The following is an 18,393-nucleotide window of genomic DNA, read 5'->3' on the forward strand; positions in this document are numbered from 1 at the left end:
GGTTTTCGGAACTTTGAAAACTTCAAAAAAAGGATTTTTATCGCTATCAACATCAAAAAAGAAAGGACGAATTTCGTCCTTTCTAGATCTTAGCTTTTCTTCAACCCACTACAGTTGACAAAGAGCCTCAAAATTTTCAGACAAACATCAGCCATCCAAAAAAACCTTGAGCGTTGCCACTCAAGGTTTTTAGCAGTCTTTTCCATCATAGGAAAATCATTCTAAGAATATTCTTTCATTCGAGATCTATCACTTATCATCTTCTTTCGAGAAATTAGTGACTGCTTTTGGCTGATTAATCTTCTTTTCTTCGACCTACATATAGGCTCAATAGAATACCGCTACCTAGAAGAACAGAGATATAATCAGATTGGCTTCCAGTTTCAGGTAATTTGTCCCCATGGTTTTCTTTAACTGTAGTTGGAACTACTGGGTTAGCATTTACTGGAGTTGCTGGTTGAGCTGGTGTTGGTACTACTGGTTGTTCTGGAACCGCTGGTACTGGTTTAACCGGTACTTCTGGTGTTGGAACAACTGGAGTTGGTTGTACTGGCACTTCTGGTGTCGGTACATTTGGTGTTGGTTGTACTGGCACTTCTGGTGTCGGTACATTTGGTGTTGGTTGTGCTGGCACAGGTTTAACCGGTACACTTGGTGTTGGTTGTGCTGGTACTGTTGGCATATCTAATTCTGGTACTTCAGTAACTTCAGGCATACCTGGTACTCCACCGTTAAATTCTGGCAATTCATGAACTTCTGGCATTCCTGGCACACCACCGTTGAATTCTGGCAATTCATGAACTGGTGGTTCTGGCATTGCAAACGTTGGTCCTTCTGGCACATTACGTGTTGGAGGAACTGGTTTGTCATTTGATGGTGTTACTGGTTTGTCTTGGCATCCACATTTTCCGTCTTTGCCGTCTCGACCATCACGTCCATCTCTACCATCTTTTCCATCTTTAATAACTGTTTTTGTCACAGTTCCATCAGAATTGATGATTGTGATTGTATGACTACCATCACCATTATCTTCAACAGAAACTTTTGGTGATTTACCATCTTTACCGTCTTTAATCACCATTTCTGTCTTACTTCCATCAGGATTAGTGATTGTTACAACGTGAGTTCCATCGTTATTATTTTTAACAGTTACAGTTGGTGAAACGCCATCTTTGCCGTCTTTACCATCTTTGATAATAGATTTGTATTCACGACCATCAGAATCTACGATTGTTAATGTGTGAGTTCCGTCTCCGTTATCAACGATGTTAGCTTTTGGTGATTTACCATCAAAGATTGTAGTTGTAGTTTCTTTACCATCAGCACCTGTTACTTTAATAGTGTGTGAACCATTGTTGTTATCAATCACTTCAAGTTTTGGTTCTTTACCATCACGAACTGTAGTTGTTGTAGTTGTACCGTCTGAGTTCACAACTGTGATAGTGTGAGTTCCATCTCCGTTATCCACAACCTTAGCAGTTGGTGATTTACCGTCACGAACTGTGGTTTCAGAAACAGTACCATTACCGTTTTCTACACGAATTGTGTAAGTACCATCATGGTTGTCAGTAACAGTCGCTACTGGTGATTTACCATCTTTAATGATTGTTTCAGTAGTTGTGCCGTCACCATTTAGAACTGAGATCTTATGAGTTCCATTTTGTTCATCAGTTATAGTCACTTTTGGTGATTTACCATCACGAACTGTTGTTTCAGTTGTCACACCTTCTGGATTTGTAATAACGATTGTATGACTTCCGTCTCCATTATCACGAACAGATGCGGTTGGAGTACGTCCGTCAACACCGTCACGTCCATTCTTAACAACAAACTCATTCTTAGTTCCATCTGGGTTAGTGATTGTTACAGTGTGGCTTCCATCTGGGTTTTCTGTTGTTGTTGCTGTTGCAGCTTTACCGTCTTTACCATCTTTGATGATAGCGTTGGTAACATTGCCATCTCCATCCGTAACTTTAACTGTGTGAGTTCCATCGTTGTTATCAGTCACTTCAACTTTTGGAGTCTTACCGTCTTTACCGTTTTTAACAACAGTTTCTTTTGTTGATCCATCTGGATTTGTTACAGTGATTGTGTGGCTTCCATCTGGATTTTCTGTTGTAGTGATATTGGCAGTTTTACCGTCTTTACCATCTTTAACTTTCGTTGTTGATTCAGAACCATCAGGGTTTCTAACAGTAATAGAGTGTGTTCCATCTCCATTGTCCGTTACATTTACAACTGGTGATTTACCGTCTACTCCATTAGCTCCATTTTCACCTTTTTCACCTTTTTCACCTTTGGCACCTTGGGCTCCAGTCAGACCGCGTTCACCTCGATCTCCTTTTTCACCTTTAGCTCCAGTTAGACCACGTTCGCCTCGGTCTCCTTTTTCACCTTTGGCACCTTGGGCTCCAGTTAAACCGCGTTCACCTTGGTCTCCTTTTTCACCTTTGGCACCTTGTGCTCCAATCAGACCGCGTTCGCCTCGATCTCCTTTTTCACCTTTAGCACCTTGTGCTCCATCTTTAATAGCAATTCTTTGAACAAGTTCGTCTACACCTTCAGTATAAACACCGTTGCCATCGTTATCAAGATAGAAAGTGAGGTTATTTGTATCACCGACTTTATTTTGATCAACACGTGGTTTTACTGTATCGATTAGCTCTTTAGCCACACCAATTTGCATAATACGTGGCTTAGCTTCTTTAGTAACACTATTACTAATTGGCAATCCTAAAATTGTTTCGCTACCAAATCGGTGAACTTTATAGGTAATTTGACGTTGGCCTTTTTCACCTTCTCGAACTAATCTAGTTTGACCTTCTGGTAACTTACTAGTTGGAAGATAGACAGTTTGGAAGTCAATGTCTTCTGAAACAGTCTTATTATTAGTACCACCATTCGGGTTAGCATCCAAGAGCAGTGGGTTTGCTCTATGATAATAGTTGGAGTTACTGTATGGGTCATTGCTAGTCGCGGCACCACCACCACCTTGGTCCACGTTAAAAGTAACTGGTTTCAAACGAACAGACAAGTCACCATTTGGATTATTGATAGGCAAACTAAATCTGACTGTTTGTTCCGTATTTGTTGAAGTAGCAGAGGTCATACTGTATCCTGAATGAGATACGAAGTTGGCACCCTGACTAATAGGTTTTGATTGATCTCTTAACCTTGGAGTTGTGATTGTCGCATTGGAAGGATTTCCAAATCCATCCCCTTTATCCAAGATAAAGTTATTATTAACAAATTCACCTGGACCAGAGTATTTAATTGTGAAATTCAATCTATTACCTTGACGTACTGTTGTTACATCGTAATGAATTGAATTACCACCACGTGAGTTCCCGTAGCCACGGAAACTATAACTACGACCACCTTGACTAATATCTGCAAATGCAACTGTATTTCCAGAACCTGAGACAATTGGGTTAGCTGGATTGCTAGCCGCTCTAAAACCACTATGCCCTTTATCCAAGTCTTCTTTACGGATAGCTGGATTTTGGCGAGCATCAGAAAGGCTCAAACCTGGTTTCAAGATTTCATTAGTAGATTTTGGAGCTGAAGTTGTTTCTACTTTGGCAACTGTGCTAGTTGGCAAAACAGCGCTATCAAGAGCTGAACGATCAGTTGTTGCAGCTGGCTTAGCTTCTTCTTTGGCTTCTGCTGTGTCAGCTTTCTTCACTACAGGAGTTTCTGATACTGTTCCTTTATCAGAGTTAGAACGAAGTTCTAGACCAATAATAGCCGATTGAATAGATGACTCTGCTGCTGATACTTCAGCTTCAGTCGCATCTGCTTTCCCAAGCAAACCTTGACCAGCTTGGATACTTGCTTGCAAGTTAGCAGCACTTGCTTCTGTATATAACTTGCTTTCTAATTTTTTAGCACGTGAAAGAGCCGTTAACAATTTTGACTTGTCAACAGCATCTTGATGACTTGCTTCTTTTTTGTCTTTTGCTTCTTCAACTTTTTCTGCTGGTCTAGTAGCTTCTTCAGTTTTAGCTGGAGTCGTTTCTACTGGGTTGGCAACAGTTGGAGCTGCATAAGTTGTTTCTTTTTTAGGTGTAGAAACTTCTGCTGGTTTAGTAGCTTCATCTACCTTATCCTTATCAACAGAGACACTATTAGTTGCCTCAGGATGTTGTTCCTCTGCTTGTACTGATTGCGCATTGGCAGCAGTTCCCAAGACTAAGGCTGTCCCGAGCAAGACACTAGCCGCACCAAAGTGATACTTACGAATAGAGTATCGTTGTTGCATGCTATACCAGTCAAATGATTTCTTATGTGAATGTTTCATTTCAAACTCCTAGATAGTAATTTATAGTTTACACTTTACAACTATTTGAGCCATTAATCAATATTATCTATGAAATTAATATATCTGATTTTTGTACCATGGAGCCATATTTTTTTTTTTTTTTGAATTTAATGTACATATTTTTAATTCTTGTTTTTTTGTACAAAAGAATCATAATTATGATACAATATAATTTAGGAGGAAATACCTAAATGCGCAACCTTTTATCCACAAAAGACCAAAGACAATTACGTTTAATGGAAACCTTAATTCAGAATCGTAATTGGATAAGGTTACATGCACTTGCCGAAAAATTAGGATGTACAGAACGAATCCTAAAAAATGATTTAAATGAATTACGAACAGCTTTCCCAAATATTGACATCCAATCTTCCGTTAACGGAATTATGATTGATTTAGATGTTAACACTAGTGTAGAAGATATTTATCAATATTTTCTAGCCCATTCCCAATCTTTTCAATTACTAGAGTATATGTTCTTCAATGAGGGGCTACCTATTTATCGAACAGTTGAAAATCTTCACTCAAGTAATGCCAACCTCTATCGATTAGGCCGAAATATTACAAAAACTCTATCATCACAATTTCAGATTGAATTATCTTTTACCCCTACTGCAATTCTTGGTAATGAAACGGATATTCGTTATTTTTTTGCCCAATACTTTTCTGAGCGCTATTATTTCCTAGACTGGCCTTTTCCAGACCTTCCTGAGGAGGATTTAACAGAGTTTGCTGATTTCTTCTATAAAATCACGAATTATCCAATGCGATTTTCAATTTATAGAATGTACAAATTGATGATAGCTATCAGTATTTACCGCGTCAAAAATGGTCATTTTATCGACTTACCAAATCATTTCTTCGATGAATACTACCCTCTTTTGATGAATATTCCAAATTTTGAGGAGCTACTTGTCCATTTCTCTGAAAAACTGGGACTTGAAATCACTCCAGATATCATCGCCCAAATTTTTATATCCTTTATTCAAAACAATCTTTTCTTAAATCCTCAAGAATTCTTCAACTCTTTAGAAGAAAACAGTGAAGCAAGATACTCTTACCAATTACTTAGTCAAATATTAGAAAGCCTATCAAAACAATATAAGATTACTTTTACCAACCACGATGAGCTGATTTGGCATTTACACAACACTGCTTTCTTTGAAAGACAGGAAATCTTTTCTACCCCAATCTTATTTGAACAAAAAGCATTGACGATTAAAAAATTTGAAGTTTACTTCCCAGACTTTATGGGAAGTGCACGTCAAGAACTGGCTCAATACCGTCAAGCAATTGGACAGCATGACCATCCTGAACAGTTGGAACACCTGATGTACACCATCTTAACCCATGCTGAAAACCTCTCTACTCAGTTGTTAGAAAATCGACCACCTATCAAGGTTTTGATTATCAGTAACTTTGACCATGCTATATCCCTTACCTTTGTTGATATGCTTTCCTATTACTGTAATAACCGCTTTACCTTCGATATTTGGGATGAATTACAAACAAGTCCTGAGATTTTAAATCAGACAGATTACGATATCATCGTGTCTAATTTCTATATTCCAGGGATTACTAAGAAGTTTATTTGCCGAAACCATCTGTCAATCATGGATTTGGTTAATCACCTCAACACTTTATCAAATGAGATTCATATATCCAATACTTTATAAACTAAAAAGTCAGCAGGGTCCTGCTGACTTTTTCTCTTATCTGATTTCTATACTTCCTTAACAAAAACCAATTCCTGTGGCTGTGACAAATCTTCTCTGTAGGTAAACCCTGCAAAGCTTAAGCGACGAGCCTCCTCCACCGTCTGTACTTGATTTTCTATCAGGGCTGTCAGGAAGGCACCACGCGCTTTCTTTGAAATAGTTGAATGAATCTTCAGCTGACCACCTCTATCCTCCATGAATTTGAAGGTCACCATTTTTTCTCTGATTTCCTTAGAAAATACATTCTCAAACTCAGATGACAAGAGGGAGAAAATTAGATCTTCACCATTCATAGCCTCATCATAGGCTGTCTTCCAATGGTTCTTCAAAGTCTTACCAGCGACTTTTAATTTCATCAAAAAGTCCAAACGGTGAGGGGCTATGGGTGACAAGGCTGGAACGACTCCGTACAAAGCCGAGGTAATAAAGACATGATTTTCAAGATAGGCTTGTTCTACCTCGGTCAATTTATCTCGCTTAATATGGCGATACATGAGCCCATCAAAAAGTTTCAAGGCTGGATAGTGTTGAGCAGTTTGACTTTTCAAAGCTTGGATATTTTGAAATTCTTCCGCAGACTTCTCGGCTGATACCTTGTAAAAACTCTCCAATTGACTAGCAGAATAGAGATCCAAGGCATCCAGCACGGCCTGACTTTCTGGTTTTAAAGGAGCAGCTTCGATACTTGGCAAGTCTGTGTTCATTTCTTTTGCTGTTGGGATTAAAATTTTCATATTGATAGTGTAGCATATTTTTTAACCACAACCAAGGAATTCATCTGAAAAGAGACTGGGGAAAAAGGCATTAAAATTAAAAAATGCATAGTATCAGGAATTGAGAAATCTTGATACTATGCGTTTTATGATGGAAAGATTTACTTCATTTTTTCCTGAAATTGAGGTTTTGCCCAGCCTCTCCTCTTACTGAACTTTAAAGGTCTTGAGATAGTTGTCTTTTCCTACTTGACCTTCGAAGGTTTTACCATTTTCGAGGTAAGGCAGGTCATCTGATACAGAGGCCTTAACCTTGTAAATCTTGCCATCAACTTTAAAGAAGTAGACGGTGTCGCCCTTGATAACAGCTGATTTGAGGTCTGCTACCACACCCTTGATACTTTCTGTGGTTTCATTATCAATTTCAAGATCGTTTTTGTTGGCGTACTTGCTGAGCAGTTCTTCCACAGTGGTGGCTACGATAACATTTTGGTACTCGACTGCGTCTACCAAAGCGTACTCTTTGACCAAGCCAGCATTGTCCTTCAAGCCCATGATGTAGAGAGGCTTGTCATTGATGTTGATGAGGATTGGGAAGGTTGACTTGTAGGATTTCTCCTGAACAGCACCTTCGGCTGATTCACGGGCTGATTCTTCGGTCGCAGAAGCCAAGCTATACTTAGTGATTTCTCCTGTCCGCATATTTTCAAGGATAAAACCAAGATTACTTTCATCTGCATTGGCCGACGTCACACCTGTGTAGAGGTAGATGTCATTACCGATAGACAAATAATTATATCCCTTGGTAGTCTGGGTCACGTTTTTCTTGGAAATCATAGCATTCCAGAAACCGTCCTTGTACTTGCCGTTGTAGTTAATTTGCTCAATGGTTTCCTCAGCTGGATAAACCCTGTCCACCCATTCTGGAACATCTGACAAGCTGTATTCCTTGGTTTCTCCATTTGTAGCATCCAAGATAATGACTGAAACAGGACGAGGAACCGCAAGCCCAAATTGCTTTTGGTAAACGGTTGCTACATAGAAAGGATTGCCCTCATCGTCCACCTCAAAAGATGGAGTCTTGAAGATTTTAGTTGGGTACTTCAAGCGCAGGTGACGCTTGACATCGCGGTTAAAATACTCCGAGTCCGAATACTTGATTGGTGTCTTCAAGTCCACCAAGTTGGCATTCCCGGTTACCATGTCCACCTTGATATACTCGCCGATTCCCTTGGCTTGATTGTTAAACCATTTGATAGGGTCTGCGTATTCTAGTGGCGTAACTCGATAAGGTTTCCCATCAATCGTCAATTGGGTATAGGTGTCTGCCGCTACGTACTGCGACACCTTGTCCGTTAGGGAACCCAAGTAGCGGTCACCAATTTTTTCAGCAGTACTTCTATCTAAGATAGGAACCTTACTGGTGTCACTCTTAGGAAATTCAGTAAAGTCTTTTTCCGTCACCGTGACTACATTGGCATAATTTTTAGCCTGAAAAATGCTGGAAGTCACCAAGGAAACCAAGGCTGCTAAGAGAAGAATTCCTCCAATAGAAGCTAAAAGGATTTTCCCTAACCGATTGATTTTGAAGCCCTCTAGATTTAAGGCAGCTTCTGCCTTGCCGTGGCGCACATGAACCGTTTTGACCAGATTGATTCCCTTGCCAAATCCAAATAAGACTGCTACAACCAGCAAATGCCCACAGAGGAAAAAGAGAAATTCCCAGCTGGTCAGGTTAAGAGGCGGTAAAAAGATATACCAGGTCGTTGCGATAAAAATAAGTTCAAAGACTATTCGTTTCATTTGCTTTCCTCCTAAATGATTCGTCCTTCCAAGTGATCCAGTTCATGCTGGCAAATCTGGGCTGGGAAGCCTGTCAAAGTAATGGTCTGTTCCTGCCACTTGCTGTCACGATAGGCAACCCTTATGGTTTCATAACGCTTAGTAGGTCTCACACCTGTCAAGGACAAACAGCCTTCTTCTGTCTCATAAGCTCCTTCAGAGGATAGGAGCACTGGATTAAACATGACCACAGGAACCAAACCAAGATTAAAGATAATCACACGCTTCTGCACCCCAATCATATTGGCAGCCAGACCGACACAAGTCTCACGATTTGCTAAGAGCGTATCTTGTAAATCTCTGGCAAGATACAGATCTTCCTGACTTGCCGTCTGAGATACCTGAGATAAAAATAAGATATCCTTCACAATTTTCTTTTCCACTTCCTCACACTCCTCTTTCTTTTTACTATATTATAGCAATTATAGCACAAAAGCCGATAACTGCAAGCCCTTTCCCTCAACTGTAGCAAAAAGCCATCCGAAGATGACTTTTTCTTTTTAAATCGCATTCTTATCAAAGCCAAGTTTGCGTTGAATAAACTTAACAATTTCGACGATAATAATCATTGAGAAGCTTCCGCCCATAACGATTCCCCATTGTGACAAGTCTAGTTTGGTTACGTGGAAGATTCCTTCAAGTGGTTCTACGACGATTATTGCCATGAGAAGGATGAAGGATACCAAGATAGACCAGTTGAAGGTCTTAGACTTGAATGGTCCAACTGTCAAGATGGATTGGTAAACAGACTTGACATTATAAGCATGGAAGAGCTGAATTAAACCAAGGGTTGCAAAGGCCATAGTTAGGGCATCTGCATGAATGGCATGATTGTCACCCACATGAACTGGGTAAGCAATCGCAAGACCATAAACACTCATAACAATAGTTGCTTGGAGTACACCTTGATAGATGATAGAACTCAAAACACCACCTGAGAAGAAGCTTGCCTTGCGTCCACGTGGTTTATGGTTCATGACACCAGGCTCAGCTGGCTCAACACCTAGAGCGATAGCTGGGAAAGTATCGGTTACCAAGTTGATCCACAAAAGATGAACTGGCTGTAAGACATCCCAACCAAACAAGGTTGATAGGAAGATAGTTAATACTTCAGCAGTATTGGCAGAAAGTAGGTACTGAATAGTCTTTTGAATGTTTGAGAAGACCTTACGTCCTTCTTCCACTGCAACGATAATAGTCGCAAAGTTATCATCTGCAAGAATCATGTCAGAAGCCCCCTTAGAAACCTCTGTACCAGTGATTCCCATACCGATACCGATGTCGGCTGTTTTCAGAGCTGGCGCATCATTGACACCATCACCTGTCATGGCAACGACTTTACCTTGTTTTTGCCAAGCCTTGACGATACGAACCTTGTGTTCTGGAGATACACGGGCATAAACAGAGTATTGACCAACTACTTTTTCAAAGTCTTCATCTGACAGTTCGTTGAGCTCAGCACCAGTTAAAACGTGTCCTTCTGTATCATTTGCATCGATGATTCCCAAACGTTTGGCAATAGCTTCTGCAGTGTCTTGATGGTCACCCGTAATCATGATTGGACGAATTCCCGCTTCCTTAGCCACACGAACAGCCTCAGCAGCTTCAGGACGTTCAGGGTCAATCATCCCAATCAAACCAGTAAAGATTAAATCATTTTCAAGCTCTTCAGAAGTCAGGTTTTCTGGAATGCTGTCAATAATCTTATAAGCACCTGCGAGGACACGCAAGGCTTGGTGAGCCATTTCAGAGTTGTTTGTGTGAATGAGGTTTGTAACCTTCTCATCAATCGGAGCAATATCCCCAGCTTTATCACGAAGAACACAACGTTTCAAAAGTTGGTCTGGGGCACCCTTGACCGCTACAAGGAATTTACCATCTGGCAATGGGTGAACCGTTGACATGAGCTTACGGTCAGAGTCAAATGGCAACTCAGCCACACGAGGATATTTCTCTAAAAATCCTTTCACATCGTAGCCCTTGTCCAAGGCATATTGGATAAAGGCTGTTTCGGTTGGATCTCCGATCAGGTTTCCTTCTGCATCAATCTTGGTATCATTAGCCAAAACTACAGAACGAAGAAGAGGCATGTCCAAGCCGAGTTCAATGTCATCAGCAGAGTCATGTAGGACTGCATCATAGAAGACTTTTTCGACGGTCATCTTGTTCATGGTAAGCGTACCAGTCTTATCAGAAGCGATGATTTCAGTTGAACCAAGCGTTTCTACAGCTGGCAACTTACGAACGATAGAGTTTCGTTTGGCCAAAACTTGAGTACCAAGGGCAAGAACGATGGTCACGATAGCAGGAAGTCCTTCTGGGATGGCTGCAACGGCAAGCGCAACAGAGGTCATCAACTCACCAAGTGGATTTTTCCCTTGAATGAAGACACCCACTACAAAAGTAACAAGGGCAATGACCAAGATAGCATAGGTCAAGACCTTAGAAAGGTTATTCAAGTTTTGTTTAAGTGGTGTATCCGTCTCATCCGCATCTTGGAGCATACCTGCGATGTGACCAACTTCAGTGTACATCCCTGTATTGATAACAACACCAAGACCACGACCATAAGTCACATTTGAGTTTTGGAAGGCCATATTGACACGGTCACCAATACCAGCATCTGCAGCAAGTTCAACTGTCAAGTCTTTTTCGACTGGCACAGACTCACCTGTAAGAGCTGCTTCTTCAATTTTAAGAGAGTTTGCTTCAATCAAACGTAGGTCTGCAGGTACTACATCACCTGCTTCAAGGGAAACAATATCTCCTGGAACCAATTCTTTAGAGTCAATCTCCGCCATATGCCCATCACGAAGAACGCGGGCAGCTGGACTAGACATGGATTTGAGAGCTTCGATCGCTTCTTCGGCTTTTCCTTCTTGGTAAACACCAAAGGCAGCATTGATGATTACCACGGCTAAGATGATAATGGCATCTGCGATATCTTCCCCACCAGAAGTCACGACTGACAAGATTGCTGCCGCAACTAGGATGATAATCATCAAATCCTTAAATTGCTCGATGAATTTGACCAGAATTGATCGTTTCTCGCCTTCTTCGAGTTCATTGTGGCCAAATTCTGCAAGGCGCTTTTCCGCCTCACTTGATGACAAACCTTGCTCGGTCGCATCCACAGCCTTCAAGACCTCTTCAGGACTCTGAGTGTAAAACGCTTGGCGTTTTTGTTCTTTTGACATGTGTCTCCTCCTTGACATTGTGTGCAAAACAGACTCTCTTTTCCCTCATCGCATCTTTTCACGACAAACAAAAAGAGACCTATTAATCATAACAAGTCTCGCTGTTTAAGATAGTGCCGGAAAGCATACTTTTCAGTATAAAATTCGGAATGACGACACTATCACAGGTTTCTGCCAGCTACTCCCTTGAGTAGTACTATTATACCAAATTTTGAAAAGTTTTCAAAGAGTAAAAAATGACTTATTTGAATTTTCCCTTGAAAACCAGTATAATGGTAGAATGCTATATGACTAGAAAGGAAGTTGAATGAAGCAATCTATCTCAAATCTCAAGTTAGCTGAGCGTGGGGCCATTATCAGTATTTCGACCTATTTGATCTTGTCTGCAGCGAAATTAGCAACTGGGCACCTCCTCCATTCATCCAGTTTGGTGGCCGATGGTTTTAACAATGTGTCGGACATCATTGGAAATGTGGCCCTCTTGATAGGGATTCGGATGGCGCGCCAGCCTGCTGACCGAGATCACCGTTTTGGCCACTGGAAGATTGAGGATTTGGCTAGCTTAATCACTTCCAGCATCATGTTCTATGTTGGCTTTGATGTTCTAAGGGATACCATTCAGAAGATTCTCAGTCGTGAAGAAACGGTTATTGATCCTCTGGGTGCAACTCTAGGAATTATGTCTGCAGCGATCATGTTTGTGGTGTATCTCTACAACACTCGCCTCAGTAAGAAATCCAACTCCAAAGCACTGAAGGCTGCCGCCAAGGACAATCTTTCTGATGCTGTTACCTCACTTGGTTCTACTATCGCCATCCTAGCTAGCAGTTTCAATTATCCCATTGTGGATAAACTGGTTGCCATTATCATCACTTTCTTTATCTTGAAGACTGCCTATGATATCTTTATCGAGTCTTCCTTTAGCCTTTCAGATGGTTTTGACGACCGTCTGCTTGAGGATTATCAAAAGGCCATCATGGAAATTCCCAAAATCAGCAAGGTTAAGTCTCAAAGAGGTCGCACCTACGGTAGCAACATTTACCTAGATATCACGCTGGAGATGAATCCTGACTTGTCGGTTTATGAGAGCCACGAGATTGCGGATCAAGTCGAGTCTATGTTGGAAGAGCGTTTTGGGGTCTTTGATACCGATGTCCATATCGAGCCAGCACCTATACCTGAGGATGAGATTTTAGACAATGTCTATAAAAAATTACTCATGCGCGAACAATTGATTGACCAGGGAAATCAACTGGAAGAACTCTTGGCTGATGATTTTGTCTATATTCGTCAAGATGGAGAACAGATGGATAAAGAGACCTATAAAGCCGAAAAAGAGTTGAATTCTGCTATCAAGGACATCCAAATCACTTCTATCAGTCAGAAAACAAAACTCATCTGCTATGAGTTAGAAGGTATCGTCCATACCAGTATCTGGCGTCGCCACGAAACTTGGCAAAATGTCTTTCATCAAGAAACCAAAAAAGAATAGAGAAATCCTGTCATGAGACGGGATTTTTCTATTCTTCTAGCTATCAAAGTCACTTAGATATTCATAGCGGTCGTATTTTTCAAGGAGTGCTTCGTTTTTCTCATCCAGTTCTTTTTGAAGAGTAGCTAGTTTGCTAAAATCAGAGCCGTTGGCCTGCATCTCCTCTTCAATAGCAGCGATACGATTTTCCAAGGCTTCAATATCGCCTTCAATGCTTGCCCACTCCTGCTTTTCTTGGTAGGTCATGCGTTTCTTGTCTTCACGAACCTTGACCACTTTCTCCTTTTCAGCCTTTTGTACTTGATTGGCCATCTCTGTTTCAAAGGCTTTTTCATCTAGGTAGTCGGTATAATGACCAAAGAATGGACGAATCTTGCCATCTTCAAAAGCCAGAATCTTGGTCGCTACCTTATCCAAGAAATAGCGGTCGTGACTAACAGTCAAAACTGGACCAGCAAAGCCTTGCAAGAAATTCTCCAAAACTGTCAAGGTCGCAATATCTAGATCATTTGTCGGTTCGTCCAAGAGAAGAACATTTGGTTTTTCCAAGAGCAGTTTGAGGAGATAAAGACGTTTTTTCTCTCCCCCAGACAATTTCTCAATCAAGGTTCCATGCGTCGAACGTGGGAAAAGAAACTGCTCCAGCAGCTCTGCAATAGAAGTCGTAGAACCACCGCTGGTCTTGACCTCTTCTGCCACTTCCTGCAAGTAATTGATCACTCGCTTGCTTTCATCCAAGCCCTCAATTTGCTGAGAGAAATAGGCGATACGAACAGTTTCCCCAATCACAACTTGTCCTGCTGTCGGCTCAAGACTGCCTGCAATCAGATTAAGCAGGGTTGATTTCCCAACACCGTTGTCCCCAACGATTCCAATACGATCTTTAGCCTGCACCAAGAGATTAAAATCTTGCAAAATTATCTTGTCATCATAAGCAAAGCAAACATCCTGAAACTCGATGACTTTCTTCCCAATCCGACTGGTTTCAAAGTTCATGGTCAAGTCTGTCTCAGCACTACTGCCTGAAACTTCCTTTTTCAAGTCATGGAAACGATTGATACGAGCCTGCTGCTTGGTCGCACGCGCCTGCGGTTGTCTGCGCATCCAGGCCAATTCTTGCTTATAAAGTTGTTCCTTTTTATGAAGTAGAGCCGCGTCGCGCTCATCCTGTTCCGCCTTTAGGCGAACATAGTCCTGGTAATTTCCCTGGTACTCGGTCAAACCTGCGCGATCCAACTCGAAAATACGTGTTGACAAAGCGTCTAGGAAATAACGATCGTGGGTGATAAAAAGGACGGTCTTCTTGGAATTTTTTAAAAAGAGGGTCAGCCACTCAATAGTCGCAATATCCAAATGGTTGGTCGGCTCATCCAGAAGCAAGAGGTCGTGATTGCCAAGTAAAACTTGCGCCAACTGGACTCGTCTTCTTAGGCCACCTGATAATTCCCCAACAGGAGTAGATAAGTCTTGAATACCCAGCTTGCTGAGAACGGTCTTGACCTGACTCTCAATTTCCCAAGCTTGAAGAGAATCCATCTCTGCCATAACCCGTTCCAAACGAGCCTGCTTATCCTCACTGTAGTTGAGCATGATCAACTCATACTCACGAATAAGCTGGATTTCCTTGAGGTCGCTGGATAGGACCGTATCCAAGACCGTCTTGCTATCATCAAAATCAGGATCTTGAGTCAAGTAACCAATCTGGTAATCATTTTTAGCTGAAAAAGGACTGACATCCCCATCAAAGCCAGAAACACCAGAAAGGACATCTAAAAGGGTGGTCTTGCCAGTCCCATTGACACCAATCAGACCGATTCTGTCTAGGTCATGGATGATAAAGGAAATATCCTTAAAAACGGTCTTATCACCGACGGATTTACTTAGTTTTTCAACGATAAAATCTCTCATTTTTTCTCCCTCAAGTAAGCATGGATGGCTTGACGGTCATTTTCCAATTCTCCATCGACAATGGCATATTCAATCTCTGTTAAAATCTCTCCCAAGTCTGGGCCTGGTTGATAGCCATATTCCTTAATCAAAATGCCACCATTAATCTGAATTTCTTTCTTATCATGAATGGTCAAACTCTGGTAAGTTTCTGTAATTGCTTGTGGGTTGACTTCTTTTCCTTGGGCTTGACGAAGATTTTCAGCCTGTAAAAGCAAATCCAAGTCAAAGCGGTAACAATCGCGCTTGCTCAATTCTCCCTTTTCACGCAAGGTCAAAATAGTCAGTAAATCCTGAACTTGCTTAGCAAACTGACGTGAGGTCTTCCAAGCCTTCAAAAATGGCTGCGCATTTTCAATATCCAAAGCCCACAGTAGAGCAGCCCAGGCTTGCTCTGAAGATTCAAAGGTGAAATCAGTCTCCAAATCAAACAGTCTGTTAAGCTCGTCCTGGCTAGCTGCCATATCAGGGAGATAATCATAAGCTTGACTCTCAATCATGGAAGTCAAGCCCCTTCTCCAAAATGGAGCCAGCAAGAGTTTATCAAACTCAACGAAGGTACGCTCCACAGAAATTTTCTCCAAAAGTGGCGTCAAAGTCTTCATAGCTTTAAATGTTTCTGACTCAAGCTCAAAGCCAAGACTGGCCTGAAAACGGAAGCCACGCATAATCCGCAAAGCATCTTCGTTGAAACGCTCACTTGCCACTCCAACCGCCCGCAAAACTTGATTTTCTAAATCTTCTAAACCATGGAACAAGTCAATGATTTCTCCTGTATCGTCCAAGGCAAAGGCGTTGACTGTGAAATCACGGCGCTTGAGGTCTTCTTCTAGCGAGCGCACAAAGGAGACCGCACTGGGTCTGCGATAGTCCACATAGACATCCTCTGTCCGAAAAGTAGTCACCTCATACTCCTCGTCCCCATCTAAGACCAAGACAGTTCCATGCTCGATTCCGATATCGGCTGTTCGCGGAAAAATCTGCTTGGTTTCTTCTGGATAAGAAGACGTCGCAATATCCACATCATGGATAGGACGATTGAGGAGGGCATCTCGAACAGAACCTCCAACAAAATAGGCCTCAAAACCTGCTTCTTTAATTTTTTCTAATACTGGTAAAGCCTTCTGAAATTCAGAAGGCATTTGCGTTAATCTCATAATAAGTGTTCTAATCCATAGACAAGCTCATGACGCTTGACAACTTCTTTAATTCCCAAATTCACCCCTGTCATGAAGGAGCTGCGATCATAGGAGTCATGACGGAGGGTCAATCCTTCTCCCTGATTGCCAAAAATGACTTCCTGATGGGCTACTAAGCCTGGCAAACGAACTGAGTGGATGCGCATGCCATCAAAGTCAGCACCACGGGCACCTGCAATCAATTCTTCCTCATCTGCTGCACCCTGCTGGATAGACTCTCGAACTTCTGCCATTAACTCAGCTGTTTTAATAGCAGTTCCACTCGGAGCATCCTTTTTCTTGTCATGATGGAGCTCGATAATCTCCACATTTGGGAAATATTTAGCAGCCTGCCTTGCAAATTGCATGAGTAAAACAGCACCCAAGGCAAAGTTAGGAGCGATCAAGCCACCCAAATCTTGAGCACGAGAAAATGCTTTTAGCTCTGCAATTTCTTCACTCGTGAAACCTGTTGTCCCAACTACTGGAGCAAAGCCATTTTCAAGAGCAAAGCGTGTATTTTCATAGGCAACAGCTGGTGTAGTAAAGTCTACCCAGACATCTGCTTCAAAACCGACCAAATCAGCCTTATCCTTGAAAACAGGAATACCCTGCCATTCTGATTCAGACTCAAAGGGATACAAAACTGCTACCAAGTCCAAGTCTGGATCAGCCAAGACCATCTGACAAGCAGCCTGGCCCATCTTTCCCTTAAAACCAGCAATAATTACTCGAATACTCATCTCTACTCCTGACTAAGATACAAAGGACGATAGCTGCCCTTGAAAAATAGGGAATGACGCTGACTTTCCATGAAAGGCAAGACAGGCATCTTTTTTCAAGAGGCAGGTAGTCCGTGTTCAATTTCCAAGATACAAAGCCTGTAAGAACACAGAGTGAAAATAGGAGTTCTAATCAAGGAGTGTCTCCTCCCTCCTTGGAAGAACTATCTTTTTCACAGAGGGTTCCAGGCGTGTTCAATTATCAAGATACAAAGGGCCTTAGCTGCCCGTGAAAAATAGGGGATGGCGCTGACTTTCCACAAAAGGCAAGACAGACATCTTTTTTCAAGAGGCAGGTAGTCCGTGTTCAATTTCTAAGATACAAGCCTTCTTAACTAGTCTAGAAGTGCTAACTAAATCACTGGAATATAACCCAGAGCAATACTTCCTGCTCCTAGGTGTGTTCCAATGACACTACCAAATGTAGCAAGTGAAATATCCGTACCCACTTCAGAATCTAGCAAGTGCTGACGCAATTCTTCAGCCTTTTCAGGAGCATTCCCGTGAATGACAATGATACGGTATTGGCCTGAAGCTGTTGCTTCCTTGATAATCTCAATTAAGCGCTTAGTTGCTTTCTTTTCAGTACGAACTTTTTCGTAAACTTCAATCACACCTTGATCATTGAAATAGAGGATTGGCTTAATGCTTAGCAGATTGCCCAAAATCGCAGCTCCATTTGAAAGGCGCCCCCCTTTTACCAAATGATCCAAATCATCCACCATGATAAAAGCAGATGTGTGACTAATTTGAATAGCTAGCTTATCCTGAATAATGGCAAAGTCATCACCCTGGTCTAGCCAGTTAAAGACACTTTCAACCATGATACCCAGAGGAGCACTTGTAATCAAAGTGTCTGGGAAAGCAATAGTTAAACCCTCATATTCTTCTATCATATACTGGATATTTTGGTAAAAACCTGAAATTCCAGAAGATAGGAAAAGCCCCAAAGCATGTGTATAACCTTGTTCTTTGAGCGAAGTTAGAATCTCATCTAACTTGGCAATACTTGGTTGACTGGTCTTAGGCAATTCAGAAGCCTGAGCCATTTTTTGGTAAAATTCCTCAGCAGTCAGATTGATACCTTCGACATACTCCTCACCATCAATATTGACAGGAATATCCAAGACATATAAATCTTCTCTTTGCAAGGCCTCTGCACTGAGATAGGCAGAGGAATCTGTGATAACAGCTAATTTCATA

11 protein-coding genes are annotated in these 18,393 nt (G+C 41.6%); 2 read left to right on the forward strand and 9 right to left on the reverse strand.

Annotation, left to right across the window (positions count from 1 at the left end; genetic code table 11):
* Positions 1-295: 295 nt before the first annotated feature.
* Positions 296-4,300, reverse strand: a complete 4,005-nt coding sequence (pclA, locus tag QM956_RS10110) for a pneumococcal collagen-like adhesin PclA (protein WP_414302493.1) — start codon at positions 4,298-4,300, stop codon at positions 296-298.
* A gap of 212 nt (positions 4,301-4,512) precedes the next feature.
* On the opposite strand from pclA, the gene pclR reads away from it, so the two are divergent.
* The gene (pclR, locus tag QM956_RS10115) at positions 4,513-5,997 is read left to right on the forward strand and encodes a virulence transcriptional activator PclR (protein ID WP_414302494.1); all 1,485 of its coding nucleotides are present in this window, start codon (positions 4,513-4,515) and stop codon (positions 5,995-5,997) included.
* A gap of 47 nt (positions 5,998-6,044) precedes the next feature.
* Here pclR and yaaA read toward each other — a convergent pair whose 3' ends face one another.
* The 4 genes from yaaA to QM956_RS10135 form a co-directional block, all read right to left on the reverse strand.
* Positions 6,045-6,773 (reverse strand): peroxide stress protein YaaA, encoded by a 729-nt coding sequence (gene yaaA / locus QM956_RS10120; RefSeq protein ID WP_414302495.1) that lies wholly within the window; start codon positions 6,771-6,773, stop codon positions 6,045-6,047.
* A 186-nt stretch (positions 6,774-6,959) separates the two neighbouring features.
* On the reverse strand, positions 6,960-8,555 hold the full coding sequence (locus QM956_RS10125; protein ID WP_414302496.1) for a hypothetical protein: 1,596 nt from the start codon (positions 8,553-8,555) through the stop codon (positions 6,960-6,962).
* Positions 8,556-8,566: 11 nt separating this feature from the next.
* Positions 8,567-8,977, reverse strand: a complete 411-nt coding sequence (locus QM956_RS10130; RefSeq protein ID WP_414302497.1) for a peptide deformylase — start codon at positions 8,975-8,977, stop codon at positions 8,567-8,569.
* A 117-nt stretch (positions 8,978-9,094) separates the two neighbouring features.
* The gene (locus QM956_RS10135; RefSeq protein ID WP_414302498.1) at positions 9,095-11,791 is read right to left on the reverse strand and encodes a cation-translocating P-type ATPase; all 2,697 of its coding nucleotides are present in this window, start codon (positions 11,789-11,791) and stop codon (positions 9,095-9,097) included.
* 307 nt (positions 11,792-12,098) lie between these two features.
* Here QM956_RS10135 and mntE point away from each other — a divergent pair, with 307 nt between their 5' ends.
* A complete protein-coding gene (gene mntE / locus QM956_RS10140; protein ID WP_033685391.1) occupies positions 12,099-13,283 on the forward strand; it encodes a CDF family manganese efflux transporter MntE in 1,185 nt (394 codons plus the stop codon).
* A 36-nt stretch (positions 13,284-13,319) separates the two neighbouring features.
* Here mntE and QM956_RS10145 read toward each other — a convergent pair whose 3' ends face one another.
* The 4 genes from QM956_RS10145 to QM956_RS10160 form a co-directional block, all read right to left on the reverse strand.
* Positions 13,320-15,191, reverse strand: coding sequence for an ABC-F family ATP-binding cassette domain-containing protein (locus QM956_RS10145; RefSeq protein ID WP_414302499.1), 1,872 nt, complete (start codon positions 15,189-15,191; stop codon positions 13,320-13,322).
* Positions 15,188-16,387 (reverse strand): CCA tRNA nucleotidyltransferase, encoded by a 1,200-nt coding sequence (locus QM956_RS10150; RefSeq protein ID WP_080713145.1) that lies wholly within the window; start codon positions 16,385-16,387, stop codon positions 15,188-15,190. The genes QM956_RS10145 and QM956_RS10150 overlap by 4 nt, the downstream gene beginning before the upstream one ends.
* The gene (dapB, locus tag QM956_RS10155) at positions 16,384-17,151 is read right to left on the reverse strand and encodes a 4-hydroxy-tetrahydrodipicolinate reductase (RefSeq protein ID WP_414300086.1); all 768 of its coding nucleotides are present in this window, start codon (positions 17,149-17,151) and stop codon (positions 16,384-16,386) included. Before dapB ends, QM956_RS10150 begins: the two co-directional genes overlap by 4 nt.
* 392 nt (positions 17,152-17,543) lie before the next feature.
* The gene (locus tag QM956_RS10160; RefSeq protein ID WP_414302500.1) at positions 17,544-18,392 is read right to left on the reverse strand and encodes a DegV family protein; all 849 of its coding nucleotides are present in this window, start codon (positions 18,390-18,392) and stop codon (positions 17,544-17,546) included.
* Position 18,393 lies beyond the last annotated feature (1 nt).

The organism is Streptococcus mitis (assembly GCF_047460035.1).
GTDB lineage: Bacteria > Bacillota > Bacilli > Lactobacillales > Streptococcaceae > Streptococcus > Streptococcus mitis_DW.

Bases quoted from the DNA above. Each gene is read 5' to 3' on its own strand.
- pclA (WP_414302493.1), bottom strand. From the start codon at position 4,300: ATGAAACATTCACATAAGAAATCATTTGACTGGTATAGCATGCAACAA.
- pclR (WP_414302494.1), top strand. From the start codon at position 4,513: ATGCGCAACCTTTTATCCACAAAAGACCAAAGACAATTACGTTTAATG.
- yaaA (WP_414302495.1), bottom strand. From the start codon at position 6,773: ATGAAAATTTTAATCCCAACAGCAAAAGAAATGAACACAGACTTGCCA.
- QM956_RS10125 (WP_414302496.1), bottom strand. From the start codon at position 8,555: ATGAAACGAATAGTCTTTGAACTTATTTTTATCGCAACGACCTGGTAT.
- QM956_RS10135 (WP_414302498.1), bottom strand. From the start codon at position 11,791: ATGTCAAAAGAACAAAAACGCCAAGCGTTTTACACTCAGAGTCCTGAA.
- mntE (WP_033685391.1), top strand. From the start codon at position 12,099: ATGAAGCAATCTATCTCAAATCTCAAGTTAGCTGAGCGTGGGGCCATT.
- QM956_RS10145 (WP_414302499.1), bottom strand. From the start codon at position 15,191: ATGAGAGATTTTATCGTTGAAAAACTAAGTAAATCCGTCGGTGATAAG.
- QM956_RS10150 (WP_080713145.1), bottom strand. From the start codon at position 16,387: ATGAGATTAACGCAAATGCCTTCTGAATTTCAGAAGGCTTTACCAGTA.
- dapB (WP_414300086.1), bottom strand. From the start codon at position 17,151: ATGAGTATTCGAGTAATTATTGCTGGTTTTAAGGGAAAGATGGGCCAG.
- QM956_RS10160 (WP_414302500.1), bottom strand. From the start codon at position 18,392: ATGAAATTAGCTGTTATCACAGATTCCTCTGCCTATCTCAGTGCAGAG.